Annotated in this window: 7 protein-coding genes; 5 read left to right on the top strand and 2 right to left on the bottom strand. The window is 71.0% G+C overall.

Translation table 11 applies throughout. The annotated features are described in order from the left end of the window. Window positions 1–16 precede the first annotated feature (16 nt). A complete protein-coding gene (locus RM1_RS19440) occupies window positions 17–16,831 on the bottom strand; it encodes a non-ribosomal peptide synthetase (protein ID WP_072753363.1) in 16,815 nt (5,604 codons plus the stop codon). Window positions 16,832–16,991: 160 nt separating this feature from the next. Between RM1_RS19440 and RM1_RS19435 the strand changes: the two genes are divergently transcribed. The 3 genes from RM1_RS19435 (at window position 16,992) to RM1_RS19425 (ending at window position 19,860) form a co-directional block, all read left to right on the top strand. After that, a complete protein-coding gene (locus RM1_RS19435; protein ID WP_218019728.1) occupies window positions 16,992–18,416 on the top strand; it encodes a serine hydrolase domain-containing protein in 1,425 nt (474 codons plus the stop codon). Window positions 18,417–18,523: 107 nt separating this feature from the next. Continuing rightward, a complete protein-coding gene (locus RM1_RS19430) occupies window positions 18,524–19,015 on the top strand; it encodes a carboxymuconolactone decarboxylase family protein (protein ID WP_143187337.1) in 492 nt (163 codons plus the stop codon). A gap of 125 nt (window positions 19,016–19,140) precedes the next feature. Next, the gene (locus RM1_RS19425) at window positions 19,141–19,860 is read left to right on the top strand and encodes a MerR family transcriptional regulator (protein ID WP_072753372.1); all 720 of its coding nucleotides are present in this window, start codon (window positions 19,141–19,143) and stop codon (window positions 19,858–19,860) included. Here RM1_RS19425 and RM1_RS19420 read toward each other — a convergent pair. After that, window positions 19,857–20,657: an alpha/beta fold hydrolase gene (locus RM1_RS19420; RefSeq protein WP_072753361.1), complete on the bottom strand. Its 801-nt coding sequence runs from the start codon at window positions 20,655–20,657 to the stop codon at window positions 19,857–19,859. The two genes, RM1_RS19425 and RM1_RS19420, sit on opposite strands and share 4 nt — an antisense overlap. Window positions 20,658–20,775: 118 nt before the next feature. Here RM1_RS19420 and RM1_RS19415 point away from each other — a divergent pair, with 118 nt between their 5' ends. Both RM1_RS19415 and RM1_RS19410 read left to right on the top strand, forming a co-directional pair. Next, on the top strand, window positions 20,776–21,711 hold the full coding sequence (locus tag RM1_RS19415; protein WP_072753371.1) for a methionyl-tRNA formyltransferase: 936 nt from the start codon (window positions 20,776–20,778) through the stop codon (window positions 21,709–21,711). Window positions 21,712–21,824: 113 nt separating this feature from the next. After that, on the top strand, window positions 21,825–22,445 hold the full coding sequence (locus RM1_RS19410; protein ID WP_072753360.1) for an acyl-CoA-like ligand-binding transcription factor: 621 nt from the start codon (window positions 21,825–21,827) through the stop codon (window positions 22,443–22,445). The last annotated feature ends 16 nt before the right edge of the window (window positions 22,446–22,461 follow it).

Genomic DNA, 22,461 nt, shown 5'->3' with positions numbered 1-22,461 from the left:
GGCCCGGGGCGGGCCTTCACTCGGTCACCCCGATCCGGCGATCCGCGTCGGCACACGCGGCTGCCAGCAGGGCCAGCAACCGATCCGCCAGCGCGGACACGACGGCGGGCTCGAGCACGTCGGTCCGGTAGCCGAGGTAGGCGTGCACGGGGCCATCGCCCACCGGCTCGTAGAAGCTCAGCGCCAGGTCCGACACCGGCTCGCCGACCGGAACCGGCAGCAGGCCACCGAAGACTCCGTCCAGCTCGCCGAGGCGCGCCTGTTCGTGGTGCACGACCATCACCTGAGGCCGCAGCGCATCGCCACCGAGATCGGTTGCCACGTCATCGAATCCGACATCCTGATGCTCGAGCGCGGACAGGTTGCTCTCCCGGACCCGGGCCAGCAACTCAGCGAAGGTCGGCTCACCCGAGGTGTCCGTCCGCAGCACCACCGTGTTGAAGAAGCAGCCGATCAACCCGGACAGCGCCTCCTCGGTCCGGCCGGCCACCAGGGCCCCGATCGGAAGATCTTCGCCCACACCGGCTTCGGTGAGGGCGACGGCCAGCGCCGACTGCAACACCATGAACATCGAGGTTCCGGTCCGACGGGCGAGCGCGTCGATCTCGCGATGCAGCGACTCATCGATCGGCAGCGGCACCACGTCGCCGCGGCGGGGACCACCCGGCCTCACGCCCGGCATGCTCATGGCCTCGGGCAGTCCGGACAGCCGCTCCCGCCAGTACGCGAGTTGCCTTGCATGCCTGCTCGACTCGTCCGCAGGGTCGCCGAGCACCTGCCGCGACCACGCCTCGTAGTCGCCATAGGTCACCGGCAGCTGCGGCAGTTCGGGCGCGTGTCCCGCCTGCCGCGCCAGGTAGCCGGCGAGCAGTTCGCCGAGCAACGGCACCACGGACCATTCGTCGACGGCCAGGTAGTGCATCACCAGCAGCAGGGCCTGGCGACCCGACGAGTCCTCCACGAGCTGAACCCGCAGCGGCGCCTGCTCGGTGAGATCCATCGGCTGCTGGGCCAGCTCGAAAACCCGCGCGTGCAGATCGCCGTCGCCGACATCGACCAGCCCGACCTGAGGCCGCACCGCCTCCTGGCCGTACACCACTCCTTCGCGCTCGAAGAACACCGTGCGCAGCGGCTCGTGCCGCGAGACCACGTCGTCGAGGGCCAGCGCCAGCGACTCGGCGTCGAGACGACGCTCCGGGTAGAGCGAGAGGGCGTGGCTGGCGGTCGGCGACTCCCGGTACATCCGCCACTGCCTGCGCTGCGGCGGCGACAGCGGCGCAGCGCCGTCGCGGGACGCGCCCGCGAGCAGGGCGGGCCTGCCCTCACCGTTGTCCGCCTCGGTCAGCTCGGCGAGCTCCGCGACGGTCGGTGCGTCGAAGACCTCCCGAATGCTCAGCTGAGCACCGAGTTCGGTGCGCACCCGGCCGACCAGTTGCATCGAGGCCATCGAGTGACCGCCGAGGTCGAAGAAGTTGTCGTGCACACCGACCGAGGGCAGGTGCAGGATCTCCGCGAACAGGTCCGCGATCACCCGCTCCCTCGGGGTCCGCGGCGCGACGTCGCCGGTCAGCTCCGACCAGTCGGGCGCGGGAAGCGCCTTACGGTCGAGCTTGCCGTTCGGCGTGAGCGGCAGTGGCCCGTCGAGCACGATGACCACGCTGGGCACCATGTAGTCCGGCAGCGACGACGCCACGTGGGCGCGCACCGCGGCCGGATCGACCACCGCGCCCTCGAACGGCACCACGTACCCGATCAGCCGGGCGATCGACCCGTCCCGGTCGGTGACGACCGCGGACTGGTTGACGCCCTCGCTGTCCGCGAGCGCAGCGATGATCTCGCCGAGCTCGATGCGGAAGCCCCGGATCTTCACCTGGTCGTCGACGCGGCCGAGGAAGTCGATATTGCCCTCGGCCCGCCAGCGCGCCAGGTCACCGGTCCGGTACATCCGGCCGGGGCCGAACGGGTTGGCGACGAAACGCCCCGCCGTCAACGCCGGCTTGCCGAGGTAGCCGCGGGCCAGCCCGCGGCCGGCGATGTACAGCTCCCCCGCGACGCCGACCGGAACCGGCCGCAGTCGCGCGTCGAGGATGAACGCCTGCTCGTTGGGGTCCGGGATGCCGATCGGCACGGCCTGGTTCCAGCCCGGCTGCGCCTGCCACAGGGTGTTGTTCACCGTCGCCTCGGTGAGGCCGTAGGCGGCCAGCAGATTCAGCCGCTCCGCCCACCGCCCGATCAGGTCCGGCGGCACGGTCTCGGTGCCGACCAGGACCGTGCAGCCCGCGGGCACCAGGGCGCCCGGCGGCAGCGCGGCCATCAGCGACGGCGGGATGATCGCGTGCGTCACCTCGTGCTCGTGCATGAAGTCGGTCAGCTCCGGGCCCGCGACCCGCGAGCGGTCCGGCACGATCACCAGACGCGACCCGGTGCACAGGGCCATCGACAGCTCGAACACCGCGACGTCGAACCCGACCGAGGCGAACTGCAGCACAGTCGAACCCGGCACCAGTCGCATCCGGTCCTCGGCGGTGGCGACCAGGCTGGAGATGCCCTCGTGGGAGACCACCACGCCCTTCGGCCTGCCGGTGGACCCGGAGGTGTAGATGACGTAGGCCGCGTGATCGATGCCCGCGGGCACCACGGTCAGCGGCCTCCCCGCCGAGGCGAGCTCCGCGACGACGTCCGGCTCGTCGAGCAGCACCCGGCGCAGGCCCGGCACCTCCTCGATCCGCGCGGACTCCGCTGCTGTGCTCAGCAGCACCCCCGCGTTCGAGTCGACCAGCATGTACGAGATCCGGTCCGCGGGGTGGCTCAGGTCGAGCGGCAGGTAGGCCGCACCCAGCTTGAGGACGGCCAGCACCGAGGCGACCATGTCCACCGAACGCGGAACAGCAAGGCCCACCACCGATTCCGCACCGACGCCGAGGCAGGCGAGCACCGCGGCGATCCGGTCGGACCGCTCGTCGAGCTCGGCGTAGGTCGCGCTGCCGTGCTCGTCGAGCGCGGCCACCGCGTCCGGCGTTGCCGCGACCCAGCGCGCGAAGGAGGCGTCGAGGGTCTCCTCCGGCACCGGCCTGCCGGTGTCGTTGAAGTCCACCAGCACCAGGTTCCGCTCGCCCGGTAGGAACACGTCGACCGCGCCGATCGGCATCGACGGCTCCTGTGCGACGGCATCGAGCAGCGCCAGCTGGCGGTGCGCGATCGCGTCGGCGGTCGACCGGTCGAACAGGTCAGCGCCGAACTCGAGGCGCAGCGCGATCCGATCCTCGTCCAGGAACTCGGTGAAGTTGAACACCAGGTCGAACTTGGCGGTCCGCTCCTGCAGCGGCACCGGTTCGAGGGTCAGCCCGCCCAGCTCCGTGAGGTCGGCGGTCCGGCTGTGGTAGCCGACCATCACCTGGAACAGGGGGTTCCTTGCCAGCGTGCGGGCCGGGTTCAGTCGCTCGACAACGGATTCGAACGGGACGTCGGCATGGCTGAACGCCGCGAGGTCGAGCTCGCGGACCCGGGCCAGCAGCTCACCGAACGTCGGGTTGCCGCTCACGTCGGTGCGCAGCACCAACGTGTTGACGAAGAACCCGACCAGCTCGTCGAGGCCCTGCTCGGTGCGGCCCGCGATGGGCGCACCGAGCGGCAGGTCATCGCCCGCGCCGATGCGGTGCAGCAGCGCCGCGGCGGCGGCGTGCAGCACCATGAACATGCTCGCGCCGCTGTCGGCCGCCAGCGCCCGCAGCGCCGCGGTGGTACGCGGATCCAGGTCCAGTTCGATCGCCCCGCCCGCGAAGCTCGGCCGCGCGGGCCGGGCCCGGTCGGTGGGCAGCGTCAGCTCCTCCGGCGCACCGGACAGCGTCCGCTCCCAGTACGAGAGCTGTTCGCTCAGTACCGAATCCGGGTCCGTGGGGTCACCGAGCAGCTCACGCTGCCAGAGCGTGTAGTCCGCGTACTGCACGGCGAGCGGCTCCCACTGCGGTGCCTGCCCGTGCGCCCTCGAGGCGTAAGCGAGCATCAGGTCGCGCAGGAACGGCCGGTCCGACCACTCGTCGGTGGCGATGTGGTGCAGCACCAGTGCGAGGACGTGATCGTGCGCGTCCAGCCGGATCACGGTGCCGCGCACCGGGATCTCGCGGGTCAAGTCGAAGGGCCGCAGCACGGCGCCGCGGACCAGGCCCGCGATCTCGGCCTCGGTACCGTCCACCACCGTCAGCTCCGGGGTCGCCTCGTCGAGGACCCGCTGCACGGGCAGGCCGTCGACCTCTCCGAACACGGTGCGCAGCGACTCGTGCCTGCCGACCACGTCCGCGAGCGCGGTCGCGAACAGCCCGGCGTCGAGCTCGCCCTTCAGGCGCAACACGATCGGGAAGTTGTACGCGGCGGACTCCCCCTCGATCTGCTGGATCAGCCAGAGCCGCTGCTGCGCGGACGACATCGGCAGGTTCTCGGGCCGGTCCATCGGCGCCAGCACCGGGCGTACCGCCTGGCCCCGTGCCCGGACCCGCTCCGCCAGTTCCGCAACGGTTGGCGCCTCGAAGAGGTCCCGCATGGTCAGCTCGGTCGCGAGCGCCGACCGGGCCCGGCTGATCAGCCGGGTCGCCAGCAGCGAGTGCCCGCCGAGGTCGAAGAAGCTGTCCGCCACGCCGAGTTCGCTGACGTCGAGCACCTCACCGAACAGCTCGCACAGCGCCTGCTCGATGTGGTCGGCCGGCGCGCGTGAGCCCGAGCCGACCGCGTCCGGCACCGGCGGCAGCGCTCGCACGTCGAGCTTGCCGTTCACCGTCATCGGCAGGGTGTCGGTCGGCACGAAGGCCGCGGGAACCATGTAGTCCGGCAGGCTGGCGCGCAGCGCCTGTGAGTACTTCTGGCCCGCATCGGGGCCGAAACCACTCACGGGCCCGGAGGGCACGACGTAGGCGACCAGCCGCTTGACGCCGCCAGGGCCGGGCGCCGCGATGACGGCGCACTGCCGCACCCCGTCGAGGCCGGCCAGGACCGACTCGATCTCGCCCAACTCGACGCGGTGACCGCGGATCTTCACCTGGTCGTCGGTGCGGCCGAGGAAGTCGATGTTGCCGTCGGCGCCGCGCCGCACCAGGTCACCGGTGCGGTACATCCGGCCGCCCGCCGCGAACGGATCGGCCACGAAACGCTCGGCGGTCAGGCCGAAGCGGTCCAGGTAGCCGCGGGCCAGGCCGATGCCCGCGATGTACAGCTCGCCTGCCACCCCGTCCGCGACCGGGCGCAGCCACGAGTCGAGGATGTGGGCGCGGGTGTTCCAGATCGGCTTGCCGACCGTTGGCGTCGCCGAGTCCGACGTGCCGCCGCCGAGCGTGTTGATCGTGTACTCGGTTGGGCCGTACAGGTTGTAACCGAACGTCCCCTCCGTGTCCCGCAGCCTGCTCCACACCGAATCCGGCACCGCCTCGCCGCCGAGCAGCACCAGCGGCGGCCGATGCTCGCCGGGACCGTCGCCGAGCAGACCCTCCTCGAACAGGTGCTGCGCGTAGGTCGGCGTCACATTGACGACATCGATGGCGTTGGCATTGCAGTACGCGACCAGAGCCTCCGCGTCCCGGCGCAGGTGCTCATCGCAGATGTGCACCTCGTGTCCCTCGACGAGCCAGAGCAGCTCCTCCCACGACATGTCGAAGGCGAACGACACCGTGTGCGCGATCCGGAGGCGTCGACCGCCGGTCATCGAGATCGTCGGGTCGAAGATCTCCGCGCGGTGGTTGAACTGCATGTTGGTCAGGCCGCGGTACCCGGTGACCACGCCCTTGGGCTTGCCCGTCGAGCCGGAGGTGTAGATGACGTACGCCGGGTGGTCCAGCCGCCCCGGGGTGCCTGGGGCGAAGCCGCCCAGCTCCGCGTCGGTCAGCGGTCCGGTGCCGTGCTCCCGGCTCGCGCCGTCGTCGAGGACGATCGCCGCGCCCTCGAAACCGGCGAGGGTCTCGCGGACCGCGACGGTGGTCACCAGCGCCACCGGCCCGGCATCCTCGAGCATCCCGAGCAGTCGCTCCGCCGGGTGATCCAGCTCGAGCGGCAGGTACGCCGACCCGGTGCGCAGCACCGCGAACAGCGCGACGACCATCTCCACCGATCGCGGGAGGCCAAGCGCCACAATCTGTTCCGGACCGGCACCGTGTGCCAGCAGGAGCCGGGCCATGGCGTTGATCCGGCCGTCGAGGTCTCGGTAGGTCACCGACTGCGAGCCGAACACCAGCGCGACCTCGTCCGGGGTGCGCGCGGCCGCCTCCGCGAACAGGTCCGCGATGGTGGACTCGGGCAGCTCCCGCTCGGTCGAGCCTGCCGTCAGCGCCGCGCGCTCGCCGGGCAGCGACAGGTCAAGCGACCCGACCGGTGCGGACACGTCGTCGGCGAACAGTTCGAGCAGCCCGACGAACCGGGCCAGCATCGACTCGACCGTCGACTCGGCCACCGCCTCGGGGCGGAACTCGAACTTGATCTTCACCCGGTTGCCGGGTGTCACCACCACGGTCAGCGGGTAGTGGGTGTGGTCGACGCTGTCGCCGCCACTGATGTCGTGCGCGCTGTTGAGCGCCGACACCTGGTTCTCGTCGACGAAGTTCTGCAGCACGTAGAGCACGTCGAAGAGCTGACGGTGATCGGACTCGCGCCCGATCGTGGCCAGTCCGAGATAGTCGTGCGGCATCAGGCCGAGGCGCTCGGACTGGCTGCGCCGCAACAGGTCCTCCACCCGCTCCGCCGGACGCAGGGTGGTGCGGACCGGGACGGTGTTGAGGAACAGTCCGGCCACCGTGTCGAGGCCCTCGACCTCGGGGGGCCTGCCCGCGACGGTGATGCCGAACACGACCTCGTCGCGGCCGGTCGCGGCGCCGAGTACCAGCGCGAGCGCGCCACTGAGGACGGCGTTGAAGGTGACCCCGGTGGCCGACGCCCTGGCCCGCAGCCGCTCGCTCAGCTCGGCCGTGAGCACGGTGTCGCGGCGGCCGGGCAGCGCGGGGGCCCCGGCCACGGCCGACCCGAGCAGGGTCGGCTCCTCGAGACCGGCCAGCGCGCGCCGCCACTCAGTCCGCCCGGTCTCGCTGTCGCGGTCGCGCAGCCAGCCCAGGTAGTCGTCGAAACCGCCGGTCGGGGTCGGGAACCCGTTGTCGTCGCCCGCGGCCTCGTAGAGCGCGAGCAGCTGGCTGACGACGATGCCGTTCGACCAGCCGTCCCAGAGCAGGAACTGCCGGTTGACCACCAGGCGGTCGCGGTCGTCGCCGAGGCGGATCACCATTGCCCGCCACAGCGGCGGCGCCGTCAGGTCGAACGGGGCGAGCCGGTCGGTGGCCATCAGCTCGGCGGCGTGGGCCTCACGCTCGGCCTCCGTCAGCTCGCGCAGGTCGAACTCGACGATCGGGACGTCGAGGTCCGCGGTGATGAACTGCACCGGCGCTGCGAGGCCGTCGCTGAGGAATCCCGCACGCAGGGTCGGGTTCCGGCGCTGCAGGGTGCGCAGCGCCGAGGCCAGCCGCTCGATGTCGAGCCGGTGCGCGAAGTCCAGCGAGAACTGCGCGGTGTAGATGTCGGCGCCCTCGTCGAAGGTGGCCTGGAAGTACAGGCCCTCCTGCAGCGGGGACAGCGGCCACACCGCGTCGACCCCAGCCGGGCTGCGCTCGGCGATCAGGTCCAGCTCCGCCTGGGTCAGCGTCACCAGCGGCACGTCGGACGGCGTCAGCGCACCGGGACCGTCGTGGCGCGCCGCGACCTCGACGAGCTCGCGCAGCGCCTGCGCCCAGCCCTGGCTCAGCGCCTCACCGTCGGCCTCGGTCAGCCCCAGCTCGGAGCGGCCGAAGTTCGCGGTCAGCACCGGACCCTCGGCGGTGTCCTCGCAGATCGCGTTGACGATCAGCAGGTAGGGCCCGCCCATGTCGGCGTCGGGATCGGTTGACAGCGCACCGGTCTCGGGGGCGGGGGCCCACGGGACCGAGATGCCGAGATCCGCCGACGGCATCCTGCCCAGGTAGTTGAACAGGACCTGCGACTCCGCGCGGGCGGCGAGCAGGGCGGCGGTGCGGGCGTTCGCGTACCGCAGCATGCCGTAGCCGATGCCGCCGTCGGGCGCGTCCCGCAGCCGCTCCTTCACGTCCTTGAGCACATCCAGCGGCCGGTCGCCCGCCCGCAGCCGGACCGGGCTGATGCTGGTGAACCAGCCGACCGTGCGGGACAGGTCAACGCCAGGCGCCAGCTCCTCGCGACCGTGCCGCTCTAGGTCGACCAGCAGGTCCGACGCGGCGCGGCCGGTGTCGCGGTGCCAGCGGCTGACCGCGATCCGCAGCGCGCTGAGCAGCACGTCGGTCACGTCGGCGTTCGCCAGCGCGGGCACGGTCGTCAAGGCGGCGGCGGTGTCGTCCACGGAGAGCGAAATCCGGTGCTGGGAGCCGGTTCCGATGGTCGCGTGACCGCTGACCTCCGGCACCAGCGCCGCTCCCGGCGCGGTCACGTCGGACCAGTGCGCCAGCTCGGCGAGGCGCTCGGCGCCCTGGGCCTGCTCGGCGACGATCCGGCCGAACCCGCGCAGGGAGGTGCCGACGGGATCGAGCGCCGCATCCTGGCCGGATGCCGACGCCACGTTCGCCATCGCGAGGTCCTCGAGCAGGATCCGCCAGGACACCCCGTCGACCACGAGGTGGTGCGCGACGATCAGGAGGCGGCCGGTGGTCTCCGGTCCGGCATCGAACCACACCGCCTGCAGCATCACCCCCGACTCGGGGTCGAGGCGGTCGGTCGCCGCGTCGGAGTGCTCGGTCACGATGTCGCGCAGCGACTCCGGGTCGCGGGCGTCGACGGCGGTGAAGATCGAGGCGGCGCCCACCGAACCGGGTTCGGTGGTCACCGTCGACCACACGCCGGGTGCGTGCCGGGTCAACCGGGCGCGCAGGCCGTCGTGGTGGTCGAGCAGCGCCTGCAGCGCCGCGGTCAGGCCGCGCTCGTCGGCGCCTGCCGGGGTGTACAGGAGCACGGCCTGGTTGAAGCGGTCGGTGCCGCCGGACCATTCGGAGAGCCGGTGCACCACCGGCAGCGGGATGACCTCGCCGACGCCGTCCGCGACGGGTGCGCCGGGCGTGGCCGCCTCCGCGACCGGGGCCGCCTCGCCGACCAACCGCGCGATGGCGGCCGGGGTGCGCTGCTCGAAGATCTGGCGGGGGGTGAGCGTGACGCCGTCGCGGCGGGCCAGGTTCACCAGCCGGATCGCCAGGATGCTGTCGCCGCCGAGGGTGAAGAAGTCGTCTCCCGCGCCAACCCGGTCCAGGCCGAGCACCTCGGCGAACTGGGCGGCGATGCGTCCCTCCGTGCCCGAGCTCGGGGCGGCCTCCGACACCGCGACGGAGAAGTCCGGCGCGGGCAGGGCCTTGCGGTCCAGCTTGCCGCTCGGGCTCAGCGGCAACGCGTCGAGCTCCACGAAGGCGCTGGGCACCATGTACTCCGGCAGGGAGGCGGCCAGCGCCTGTGAGTACTTCTGGTCCCCCTGCGGGCCGGAAGTGCTCACGGGCCCGGAGGGCACGACGTAGGCGACCAGGCGCTGCTGGCCTGGGCGGTCCTCGCGCACCAGGACGGCGGCCTGGGCCACCGACGGATCGGCCAGCAGCGCAGCCTCGATCTCGCCGAGCTCGATCCGGAAGCCGCGCAGCTTCACCTGGTCGTCGGCGCGGCCGACGTACTCGAGTTCACCGTCCACGGACCGCACCAGGTCTCCGGTCCGGTACATCCGGGTGCCTGCGACGAACGGGTCGGCCACGAACCGGTCCCCGGTCAGCGCGGCGCGGCCCAGATAGCCGCGGGCGAGCTGCGGCCCGGACAGGTACAGCTCCCCCTCGGCGCCCGGCGGCACCGGGTTCAGGTACTGATCGAGCACGTACAGCCGGGTGTTGGCGACCGGCGCGCCGATCGGCACGCTGTGCGCCGACGCGGACAGCGCCTGTGCCCCGAAGAAGTAGCTCACCTCGACCGCGGCCTCGGTGGGCCCGTAGAGGTTGTCCAGGCGGACGCCGGGCAGCACCTCGGCGAAGCGCCGGGCCGCTGCGGCGGACAGCGCCTCACCCGAGCAGGCGACGACCCGCAACGCGGTGCATGCGACGGCGCCCGGCTCGGCCAGGAAGAGGTCGAGCATGGACGGCACGAAATGCGCACGGCTGATGCCGCGTTCGGAGATCAGGCCGGCCAGGTATCCCGGATCCTTGTGTCCGCCGGGCCGGGCCAGCACGACGGTGGCCCCGGCGATCAACGGCCCGAAGAACTCCGGCACCGAGACGTCGAAGCTCGACGGCGTCTTCTGCAGCACCCGGTCCCCCACCGCCAGCGGGTTCTCCGATTGCATCCAGAGCAGCCGGTTGACGATGGCCTCGTGCGACACCAGCACGCCCTTGGGCCTGCCGGTCGAACCCGAGGTGTAGATGACGTACGCGGGATTGCCCGCCACGGCCCTGGCAACCGCCTGCGGCACATCCGAATCCCCCATGGGCTCGGACAGATCCACCGTCAGCACCGGCAGCCCGGTCTCGAACGGCTGGCCGTCGGTGAGCACGCACACCGGCTCGGCATCGGCCAGCATGTACGACAACCGGTCGGCCGGGTAGTCGAGGTCGAGCGGCAGGTAGGCGCCGCCTGCCTTGCCGACGGCCAGCAGCGCGACCATCAGCTCGAGCGAACGGCCGAGCGCGACGGCCACGAGCGACTCCGGTCCGACCCCGCGGTCGACGAGCTGGCGCGCCAGCCGGTTCGACCGCGCGTGCAGCTCGGCGTAGGTCAGCGACAGGCCCTCGAACTCGACGGCGACCGCGTCCGGGGTGCGCGCGACCTGCTCGTCGAGCAGGTCGGTGAGGGTACGGGCTTCGGCGGATCCGATGGATGCGGCCCAGCTCGCCTCCAGCTCGTCCCGCTCGGCCTCGGTCACCAGCGCCAGCGCGGAGATCGGCTGGTCGCCGTCACGCACCAGCTCGCCGAGGAAGGACACCATGCCGTCGGCCAACCGGTCGGCGGTGGCCGAGTCGACCACCGCGGCCTGATATTTGACCTCCAGCCGCAGCTCGTCGCCGGGCGCGACGATCAGCGTCACCGGATACGGCGGGTTCTCCTCGAAGGTGATGCCGGTGATCTCCAGCGTGCCGGTCGGATCGGCGACGGCGCCCTCACCGATCGGGTAGTTCTCGAACACCACAAGGGTGTCGAAGAGCTCCTGCAGCCCGGTCAGCCTGCGTAGCTCGCTCAGGCCGATGTACTGGTGCTCGAGCAGCCTCGACTGCTCGTCCTGCCAACGGGTCAGCGCGGCGGCGACGGATTCCTCCGCGCGGTAGCGCAACCGGGCGGGCACCGTGTTGATGAACAGACCGACCATGGTCTCGATGCCGCGCAGGTCGCCTCCCCGACCGGAGACCGTCGAGCCGAACAGCACGTCCCGGCGCTTGGTGAGCCGGCCGAGCAGCAGGCCCCATGCGCCGTGCACAAGGGTGCTCAGCGTCAGGCCGCGAGCGCGTCCGAACGCGATGAGGTCCGCGGTCTGCGCCGCGGACAGGTTGACCTTGACCTCGCGGACACCGACCTCGGTGCCGCGCTCGGCCTTGCTGAGCCCGGTCGGCTCGTCGACGCCTGCGAGCGCGGCACGCCACACCTCGATCGACGCCTCCCGGTCACGGGAGCCCAACCAGCCCAGGTAGTTCCGGTACGGCTCCGGGGCGGGCAGCGCCGCGGGTGCCGAACCGGTGGGCGCGTACAGCGCCATCAGCTCACGGAGCATCACCGGTACCGACCAGCCGTCGGCGACGATGTGGTGGATCGACTGCAGCAGCAGGTGCTCGTCCGCAGTCGCCTCCCCCGCTTCGCTCGCCCCGTCCCGCCGCACCAGCACGTACCGCAGCAGGGGCGCCTGCTCGAGGTCGAAGCCGCGCACCCGCTCGTCGGCGAGGATCTGCCGGACCCGCGACGAGGCCTCGTCGCGGCTCAGTCCCCGCAGGTCGACCGTCTCCATCGGGACGCGGGCGTCGCCGGAGACCACCTGCACCACCCGGCCGTCGGACACCGCGCGCAGCCCGGTGCGCAGCGCCGCGTGCCGGTCAACGACCGTCTGCAGCGCGGCGTGCAGCGCCTGCGGGTTCACCGGCCCGGTCAGCTCGATGATCTGCTGCACCACATAGGGATCGGAGTGCTCGGTCTCGAACGCGCTGTGGAAGTAGATGCCCTCCTGCAGCGGGGTCATCGGCAGCACGTCGACCAGGTCGGCGGCCGCGGCCTCGATCTGGCTCACGTCCGCCTGGCCCAGCCGCGCATGCGGGAAGTCCGAGGGGGTGTGGCCGCCGAACGGGGCGCTGGCCGCGAGCGCACGCAGCACCGCGGTCCAGGCCTCCGACAGCGCGGCGATCCGCGCCGCGGGGAACAACCCGGGTGCCCAGGTGATGGTGGTGCGGAGCGTGGGCCCGTCGGGTCCGTCCTCCGCGATCGCGTTGAACTCGATGGCGTGGCCCATCGGCGCGTCGGGGTCATTGGCGCCGTCCATCGCGATCGGCAGCCAGTCCGCCCCCTCGGAGGCGGAAACCCTTCCCAGGTAATTGAACAGCACCTGCGGGGTGACGCCGCCTGCCAGCTCGGCACCCGAGGAGCTCAGGTACCGCAGCGCGCCGTAGCCGATGCCGTTGCCAGGCACTGCCCGCAGCTGCTCCTTGATCGCCTTCACCGCCGCGCCGAGCGCGGCCGGGTCGAGGCTGTCCGCGAGCGCACCCGCGTCGATCCGGACCGGGTACAGGCTGGTGAACCAGCCGACGGTGCGGCCGAGGTCGACCGGCCTGCCCGCGGCGTCCTCCTCGCGGCCGTGGCCCTCGAGGTCGAGGACCACCTGCGTGCCGGATGAACCGGCACCGGAACCGGCCTGACCCCGCCAGTCCGCCAGCACGGCCGCGAGCCCGGTGAGCAGCACGTCGCCGACCTGACCGCCGAACGCGGCGGGTACGGCCCCGAGCAGCGGGCCTGTGAACTCGGGCGCCAGACTCACCGTGATCGACTCGGCTGCGCCGCAGCGGTCGAGCGCCGGATCGAGCGCCCGCGAGCCGAGTGCGGGGTCCGCCGTCCGTGCCACCGAGAGCCAGTGGTCGAGCTCGCCGTCGAACGCACCGGATTCGGCCCGCTCGGACAGCAGCTGGGACCACCGGCGCAGCGAGGTGCCGACAGGGGCCAGCTCGACCGGAATGCCGGCCGTCGCCGCCGATCCAGCCCTGGCCAGGTCCTCGATCAGGATCCGCCAGGACACACCGTCCACCACCAGGTGGTGGACCACCAGCAGCAGCCGCCCGGGGCGGTCCGCCCCGCCGTCCAACCAGACCGCCACGAGCATCACGCCCGCGTCGGGGTCGAGTCGCGCTGCGGCATCGATTGTTTCGCGTGAAACCACGGCATCGAGCTCGGCCGAGGTCAGGTGTTCCGCGTCGATCCTGCGCAGCAGGGCAGTCTCGCTTGCGGTCTCGGGCACTGACAGCGTCCAGCGCTCGCCACGTACCAGCGCGGCGCGGAGCGCATCGTGGCGCTCGATCACGGCGGCCAGTGCCGCGCGCGCCGCGTCCTCGTGGAACCCGATCGGCGTCTGCACGAGCACCGACTGGTGGAACCGGGCGACGGCCTCGCCGGACTCGCTGGTGTGCGCGATGATCGGCGTCGCGGGGACCTCGCCGAGCGGCACGTCGAGCCGGTCCACCAACGCCTCGGCGCGTCCCTCGATCTCGCGGGCGAGGGCCTCCGCGGTGCGCAGCTGGAAGACCTCGCGGGCACTGAAGTTCAGGCCGGCGCCACGCGCGTGGTTCACCAGCTGGATGGCGACGATGCTGTCGCCGCCGAGCGCGAAGAAGTCGTCGGTGACGCCGACGCTGTCGACGCCGAGCACCCCGGCGATGATGGCGCACAGCTGCTGCTCACGCTCGGTGCGCGGCGCCAGCCCGGGCAGCGCGGCGCGCAGATCCGGTTCCGGCAGCGCCCGCCGGTCGAGCTTGCCGTTCGCGGTCAACGGGAACTCGTCGAGGACCAGCACCGCGGTGGGCACCATGTACTCCGGCAGCTTGGCCGCTGCCCAGGCCCGCACCTCGTCGGAGGTCAGCGCCGCGTGGTCCGCGTGCGAGACCACGTAGCCCGCAAGGTACTTGGACCCGTTGTTCTCGCGCACCAGCACCGCGCAGTCGCGGACGCCCGGGTGCGAAGCGAGGGCGGCCTCGACGTCCTCGAGCTCGAGGCGCATGCCGCGGATCTTGACCTGGTTGTCGGCGCGGCCGATGAAGTCGAGGCTGCCGTCCTCCGCCCACCGCGCGAGGTCACCGGTGCGGTAGAGCCGGGAGCCGTCCTCGGCGAACGGGTTGGCGATGAACCTCGAGGCCGTCAGCGCGGCTGCGCCGACGTAGCCGCGGCCGAGCAGGTAGCCGCCGGCATACAGCTCGCCGCCGACTCCCGGCGGCACCGGCCGCAGCTGCGAGTCCAGCACGTACAGCTGGGTGTTGGGGTTCGGCCTGCCGATCGAGGATGCGATCCGCTCGGCCCGGTCGCGGTAGATCACATGGGAGACACCGATGGTCGCCTCGGCGGGGCCGTAGCCGTGATAGAACGTGGTGCTCAGCCTGCGCCGGAACCGGTCGAACAGTTCCGGCGTGAGCACCTCGCCGCCGCACCAGACGTGCCGGAGGCCGTCGAGCGAGCGGCCGCCCTCGGCCAGGTCCAGCAGCACGCTGAGCATCGACGAGACCAGGTACACGAAGGTGACCCGCTCGCGTTCGATGAGATCGAGCAGGTAGTGCGGGTCGCGCTCGCCGCCCGCCTCGGCGACCACGAGCCGGCCACCGGAGACCAGCGGCAGCAGGATCTCGTTGACCGAGATGTCAAAGGAGAGCGGCGCCTTGAACAGCGAGGCGTCGTCGACGCCGAACCCGAGCACCTCCTCGACCTGCCACAGCAACCGGGCGCAGATCGCCTCGTGCCGGATCATCGCGCCCTTGGGCCTGCCGGTGGAACCGGAGGTGAAGATGACGTAGGCCAGTGACTGGCCCGCGATCTCGGCGCCGAGGGGATCCGCCGACTGACCCGCGTGCGCCCAATCGGCAAGATCCACCGCCACCCCCGACTCCGGCGGGGCCTGCACCCCGCCCGGGCCGGTGAGCACCAGCCGTGCGCCTGCGTCCGCGAGCACCTGGTCGCGGCGGTCCTGCGGCCAGGCCGGGTCGAGGGGCACGAAGGCGCCGCCTGCGGTCATCACCGCGAGCAGCCCGACGACCATCTCGGCGGAGCGCGGAACGCCCACCGCGACAACTTCTTCCGGCGCCAGTCCACGCTCGGTGAGGTGCCGCGCGAGCTGGTTCACGCGCGCGCCGAGGTCCCGATAGGTGAGCCGGACCTCGCCCGCGATCAGCGCCTCCCGGTCCGGGGTCGCCGCTGCCTGCGCCGCGAACAGTTCGGGCACGGTGTGCGAGGGCTGCGGCCGGGCGGTGTCGTTGAAGTCCACCAGCACCTGCCGCCGCTGCACGTCCGACATCACGTCGAATCGCGAGATCGGGGCGTCGGGCGCGGCGGCGAGCTGACCGATGAACTCGGTGAACTGCTGACGGTGCCGCTCGAGTTCGTCCCCGAGACCCGCTCCGACGCGCAGGTCGATCCGGATCGACTGGCCCTCCTGGCCACCCTGCACGGTGAAGTCCAGCTCGCCGATCGCACCTGTGACCATGTTCTGCGCGGATGCGGGGCTGCCGCCGAAGGTCATGGGATGCTCGAACATCACGATGTTCACGCCGGGACCGAACAGGCGCCGCGACGGGTCGAGCGCGCGCACCTCCCTGGCGAGGTCCTCGCCCCGGTAGCGACCGTGCCGGAGCAGGCCGATCAGCCCCTTGTCGATGTGCGCCGCCAGCGCGGCCAGCGTGCTGTCCCCGTTCACCTGCAGCCGCATCGGCAGGATGGTCGAGGCCATCGACGGCAGGTTCCGGAGCGCCCTACCGGTGCGACCGGTCAACGGCACCGACAGCATCAGGTCGGTCTGGCCGCTGACCCGGTGCAGGTATGCGGCGATCATCGCGAACGGGATGCGGGTGCGCCGGATGTCCTGGGCGTCGGCGAACCGGAACAGCCCGACAACGGTCTCGGCATCGAGTTCGACGGTGGCCTTGATCGGCGGCGCGGTTGGGTCCGGCGAAGGCGGCAGCAGCACAGGGGGTTCGGGGGCGTCGGCCAGCCACTCCAGCCAGTGCGCCCGGTCCGCGTCGTATCGACCGGAGCCGCGGTACTCGGCGTCCTCGTCGATCGCGGTCTGCAGCGACCAGTCCTGCTCGTCGAACAGCAGATCGGGATGCTCCTGCCGCCCGACGACCTCGGCGACCAGCAACACGACTCCATAGCCGTCGACGATGCTGTGGTGGTAGCGCTGGTGCCACCACGTGAGCTCGTCGTCGATCCGCAGGATCGCCTGGGTGAACAGCGGCTCGTCGCTCTCCAACTCGGCGACGGTCTGCATGTCGTTCTCGACCCACGCGCGGGCCGCGGCGGCGGGATCCTGCTTGCCACGCAGATCGATGATCCGCAGGGTCCACCCCTCGGGATCGAGTCGCTGCTGCCGCAGCACCTCGTCGGCCCCGACCGCGAACCGCACGTGCAGCGCCTCGGCCCGGCGGATCGTCATGTACACGGACTCGACCGCGCGGGCGATGTCGAGCGGCCCGTTCACCTCGACGGTCAGGGCGATGTTGTAGGCCGGGCTGGCGGGCGCGAGCCGCTGCGCGACCCACACCTCGGACTGGGCGGCGGTGACGGGAAGCCACTGTCCGGTGGCGTGCGGGAGTGCCGTCGAGTCCGAGGGAGAAGACATACAGGTCCGATCTTCGTCGCGCGGCGCCGGTCGTCGCCGTGATTTCGGACCTTAGGATAGGCTACCTACCCTTAGGGTAGGCAAACTACCCGGTGCTTGGCGGGGATTTTCGGTGCGGGACTTGACCTTGCCCCTGGGGCAAGGTTCGACGATGGATCGCATGAACAACAACGCACTGCACACCGTCGAAGCCCAGATCCGCGAGCAGGCCGCCGCCTACTGCGAGTCCAACAACGTCCCCGGTTTCGTTGCCGGCATCTACCACGCAGGCGAACAGGTCGTCGTCGCACACGGCACCGCGAATGTCGCCACCGGCGCACCGATGCTCGAACACACCGGATTCCTCTTCGGCTCCGTCACCAAGGTCCTGACCACGACGCTGGTCCTCCAACAGGTCGAGCGCGGATTCCTCGACCTCGACACGCCGGTGGTGAAGTACCTACCCGACTTCGCCCTGACCGCACCGGGCGCGACGAACGACATCACGGTCCGACACCTGATCTCGCACACCAACGGCATCGACGCGGACCTGTTCTTCCCCGACGCCAAGGGCCGCGACGCCCTGAGGACCTACGCCGACGGCCTCGCGAGCAGCTGCGGCACCCTGTTCGAACCCGGCGAGCAGCTCAGCTACTCCAATGGCGGCATGATCGTTGCGGGACGCCTGCTGGAAGTGGTGACCGGCCTGTCCTTCCCCGACCTGCTCGAGCGCGACGTCTACGCGCCGGTCGGCATGCAGGACTCCAGCACCTCGGCCGAGCAGGCCATCCTCCGCAGCACCGCGGTCGGCCATTTCAATGACCTCGAGACGATGGCGGCCGAGCCCACCGGCATGTTCACGCTGCCCGAGACCTGGGGACCGGCAGGCGGCACGCCGATCGGCACCGTCGCCGACCTGCTCGCCTTCGGACGCACCCACCTCGCGGGCGGCGTGTCCCCCTCGGGCACACGGGTCCTCTCGCCCGAGTCGACCACGCTGATGCAGCAGGTCGCCCACGACATGGCCAGCCCGAACGTCCCGCCGATCGGCCTCGGTTGGGTGCTGTACCCGTTCGGCGAGACGACCGTCCTCGCCATGTCGGGCGCGTCGCCCGGCGGTGTGTCCATCCTGTGCGTCGTGCCCGAACACGACCTGGTCTTCGCCGCTTTCGGCAACACCTCGGGGGCGATCATGCTGCAGGACCAGATCCTGCAGTGGCTCATGGCCGAGCACCTCGGCGTCCAGATCCCCACGCTGATCACCGAATTGGGGCAGGACGTCGACCTCGCCCCCTATGTGGGCACCTACCGCTCCAATCAGCTCCGCATCGACGTCAGCATCGTCGAAGGTCAGCTGGAGGAGCGGGTGACCTACGAACCGGCGGACGCATCGCAAGAGCGGATCTTCACCGAGTTCGCGGGCGGCATGACCTCCGCCCCTCCGCAGCGCTACGTGCCGGTCCGGCCCGGCCTGTTCGCACCCGCCGGTTACCCCCTCGAGGCGTTCGACGGATACCTGCGACTGCTGCTCGTCTCCTACCACGACGTCCGCGACGGCCAGGCGCGCTTCCGCAACGGCGGCGGCCGTCTAACCCGACGGGCCTGACCGCCGGGAATTCGCTTCGCAGCAAAGAGATTTCCCGGAACCTGTCACACTCCCGCCGCCCCGTCCGTCAGTGCGGTGTAGACGCCAACCGAAAGAGAGCAGCAGCCATGACGAACACCACCTCCATCTCGCGGATGCCCAACCCCGGCGAGTTCGTGCCGGAACTGAAGGACATCAGCGCCGCCCTGTTCCGTGCCACGGGCAACCACTCGGTCCCCCGCGCCACGATGAGCCTGGTCCACCTGCGCGCCGGGCAGATCGTGGGCAACACCTACCTGACCATCCTGAACACCGGTTTCCTCCGCAAGGCCGGGGAATCCGAGGAGCGCATCACGGCCGTGTCGTCCTGGCAGGACGCCCCATACTTCACCGACGCCGAGCGCGCGGCGCTGGCCCTGGTGGATGCGGTCCTCCAGCCCGCCCCGCAAGGCAAGGAGCGCGTCAGCGACGAGCTCTACGCGGAGGCGGCCAGGCACTACGACGAGAAGGCGCTGGCCACCCTCACCATCGCGATCGGCCAGATCAACTTCTTCATCGCCCTGGCCCTGATCGGCAAGCCTGCGCCGGTCGCCTCGCTGGCGGACGAGCAGTGGGACTGACCTGATCCCCGGTCACGAGGTCTCAGGGCCGATGGCGGGGCTCCACCCTCCCGAGGTGAAGCCCAGCCATCGGCCGACCCCCGCGAGCGGCGCGGTCCCGATCGCCGAATGGAAGGATGACCGGCATGATCACAATCGGCCAGCTCGCGGACTACGCCGGGGTGACCACCAAAGCCATTCGCCACTACCACGAGCGGGGCCTGCTCGCCGAGCCCGATCGCGACTCGTCCGGCTACCGGCGCTACGCCGCCCAAGATGCCATCGACCTCGTCAAGATCAGGACGCTGGCCGATGCGGGCGTGCCGCTGGCCCGCATCAAGGATCTCCTCGACGCCGGTACGGAGGCGCTCACCGCAGCGATCGCCGAGATCGATAACAACCTCCGAGACCGCATCGCGCAGCTGCGGCGAACCCGCGATCACCTCGCCCAGTTGCGCGGCGGCGACAGGCTTTTCGTCTCCCCGGACGTCGCCGACCATCTCGACGATCTGCGTGAACTCGGAGTCAGCCAGCGCCAGTTGCGCCTCGAACGCGACGGCTGGATCCTCATGCAAACGGCGTCACCGGAGGACGCCGCTGCGTGGATCGCCGAAAAGCGTGAACTCATAGCCGATCCCGATTTCCGGACCCTCTATCTCGACCACGACACCGCCTACGACTGGTCGCCGGACGATCCCCGTCTCCCCGCCCTCGCGGACCGAACCCGGACCTGGTTCGCCAACCACGACAGCCGATCCGAGGCGCGCCCCGTCCACAATCCGACCATCGCCCGGTTGGCGACGATGTCCCAGCCAGGAGCCTCGTCCCCGGCCTGGGACCGCCTCGCCCAACTCGTGAAGGGCTAGCCGGTGAGGAAGTCCAGGATCGCGGAGTTCACCGCGTCGGGGCGCTCGAGGTAACCGTAGTGGCCGCACTCGGGCAGCTCCACGTAGTTCGCCCCCGGAATGGCCTTGGCCACCTCGGCGGCCAGATGCGGCGGCACCAACCGGTCGTCGGCGAACCCGATCGCCAGGCAGGGCCGGGTGATCCGGCGGTAGGCCGCGAGGCGGTCGCCGAAGTCGTCCAGGTTCTGCTGGGCACGCACGCCGCGGCTGGTCTCGGCCTTGGAGAAGGCGAAGATATCCAGCCAGTCCTGGGCCGCCATCTGATCGACCAGCGAGGCGGGCGAGAGATTGAGCACCGCGGTGATCGCGGCCCGGTAGCTCGCAGGCAGCGTGATGCCCTGCGCGTCGAGTTCCCGCTCCCCCTCGGACAGCGCCTTCTGCAGCGCGACCCGGCGGCCGTGCGCGGCGAGGAAGACTGCCTTGCGAACCAGTTCGGGGCGCGCGAGCGCGAGCTCCTGCGCGACGCGGGCGCCGAGCGAGGTGCCGATCACGTGGGCCGGGCCCCCGAGGTGCTCGATCAGCGCAGCGGTGTCGGCGACCATGTCCTCGATGGTGATGCCGTCCGCGCACTCGTCGGTCGGGGCGATGCCACGGTTGTCGAAGGTGCACACGCGATATCCAGCGGCGAGCAGCGCGGGAACCTGGTGGAGGTCCCACACCCGGCCGGGGCTGCCGGTCCCCATGATCATGACGACCAGGTCTCCTGAGCCTTTGACCTGGTAATTCAGCTGAATCCCATTGATCGTGGCGAGGGGCATCGACGAGCCTTTCTGGCGAGAACCGGGACACGGCCCGGTGCCAGCGCTATGGATAGCCTAAGCTAGCCCCGCGTCGATCACTCGACGGCAAATGTCGCGCTCGTCCAGGAGGAACCCGTTGAGAGTCGCCACGCTCGGATACCAGACCTGGGGTCACCGTACCCTGCAGGCGCTGCTGGATTCCAAACATGAGGTGGTACTTGCGATCACCCACCCCAAGAGCGACCACGCCTACGAGCGGATGTGGGCCGATTCGGTTGCCGACCTCGCCGCCGAGCACGGGGTGCCGGTGCACATCGCGAACAAGCCCGACGAGGATTTCAAGGCCGCCCTGAAGCAGGCCGACCCCGACATCATCGTGGCCAACAACTGGCGCACCTGGCTGCCGCGGGACGTCTTCGACGCCCCCCGCTACGGCACCCTCAACATCCACGACTCCCTGCTGCCGAAGTACACGGGGTTCTCCCCGCTGATCTGGGCGCTGATCAACGGCGAGCCCGAGGTGGGCCTCACCGCGCACCTGATGGACGAGGAGCTCGACGCGGGCGACATCATCCTGCAGCGCAGCACCCCGGTCGGCCCGAAGGACACGGTCACCGACCTGTTCCACAGGACCGTCGACATGATCGGCCCGATCACCGTCGACGCCCTCGACCTGATCGAGTCCGGCCGCACGGACTGGACGCCGCAGGACCGGTCGCAGGCCACCTTCTTCCACAAGCGCGCCGCGGAGGACAGCCGGATCGACTGGACCTGGCCCGCCGAGGCCATCGAGCGACTCGTCCGCGCGCAGTCCGACCCGTACCCGAACGCGTTCACCCACTTCAAGGGCCAGCGCATCCGCGTCCTCGAGTCCTCGGTGTCCAAGGGCTGCTACGGCGGCACCCCCGGCCGGGTCTTCATCCACGAGGGCGACGGCATGGTCATCGTCGCCGGGCCCGACGCGTGGAGCGGCCGCAACCGGGGCCTGTCGATCGAGCGCGTGCGCCTCGACGACGGCACCGAGATGACCGGCAAGGAGTTCTTCCCGCACGGCGGCGGCTACCTGAGCTGACGACCCCGCTCGGTGACCGCCGTCACCGAGCCGTGTCGAGTGTGGGCAACCACACCAATTTTGCAGACCTCTGCAACCTTGCAGAGGTCTGCAAAATTCGTACACTCGATGGAGTGATCCAAGAACTGCCCTTGCGCGACCGTAAGAAGGCCGCCACCCGACAGGCACTGAGCGATGCCGCGGTCCGGCTCGCCAGGACACTCGGCGTCGACGGCGTGACGGCGGACGCCATCGCGTCCGAGGCGGGCGTCTCCACGCGCACCTTTCACAACTACTTCCCGTCCAAGGAAGAGGCCATCCTCTACCGCTACGAGATCGAAGTGACCGAGTGGGTGCGCAAGCTCCGCGAACGCCCGGCGGAGGAGCCCATCTGGGACTCGCTCGAGGCGCTGGTCGTCGGCATCGTGATGGATCCCGAGCGCGACCTCACCGACACCTTCGCCGTGATGGCGCTCGTCGAGGAGAGCCCCGCGCTGCTTGCCCGCAGGCCCGAACTGCACGGGCGCGTCACCCGCATCTTCGGCGAGGCGATCGCCGAACGCACCGGCACCGACGTCGAGCGCGACCTGTACCCGAACCTGCTGCAGATGGCCGCAGGCGCCGCCGCCAGAGCGGCGATCGAACTCTGGATGCAGGGCACCTCCGACTACGAGACCCCGGGCGAGCTCGTCACCGAGGCATTCCGCCAACTCCGCGCGGGCATCCCGCAGCCTGCCCACCCCACGCAGAACTGACCGACCCGTCCCACCT

Origin of the sequence: Rhodococcus maanshanensis NBRC 100610, from assembly GCF_001894865.1 — a bacterium.
In the GTDB taxonomy this organism is placed as follows: domain Bacteria; phylum Actinomycetota; class Actinomycetes; order Mycobacteriales; family Mycobacteriaceae; genus Rhodococcus_G; species Rhodococcus_G maanshanensis.
This window is presented reverse-complemented; position numbering and strand designations above follow the sequence as displayed.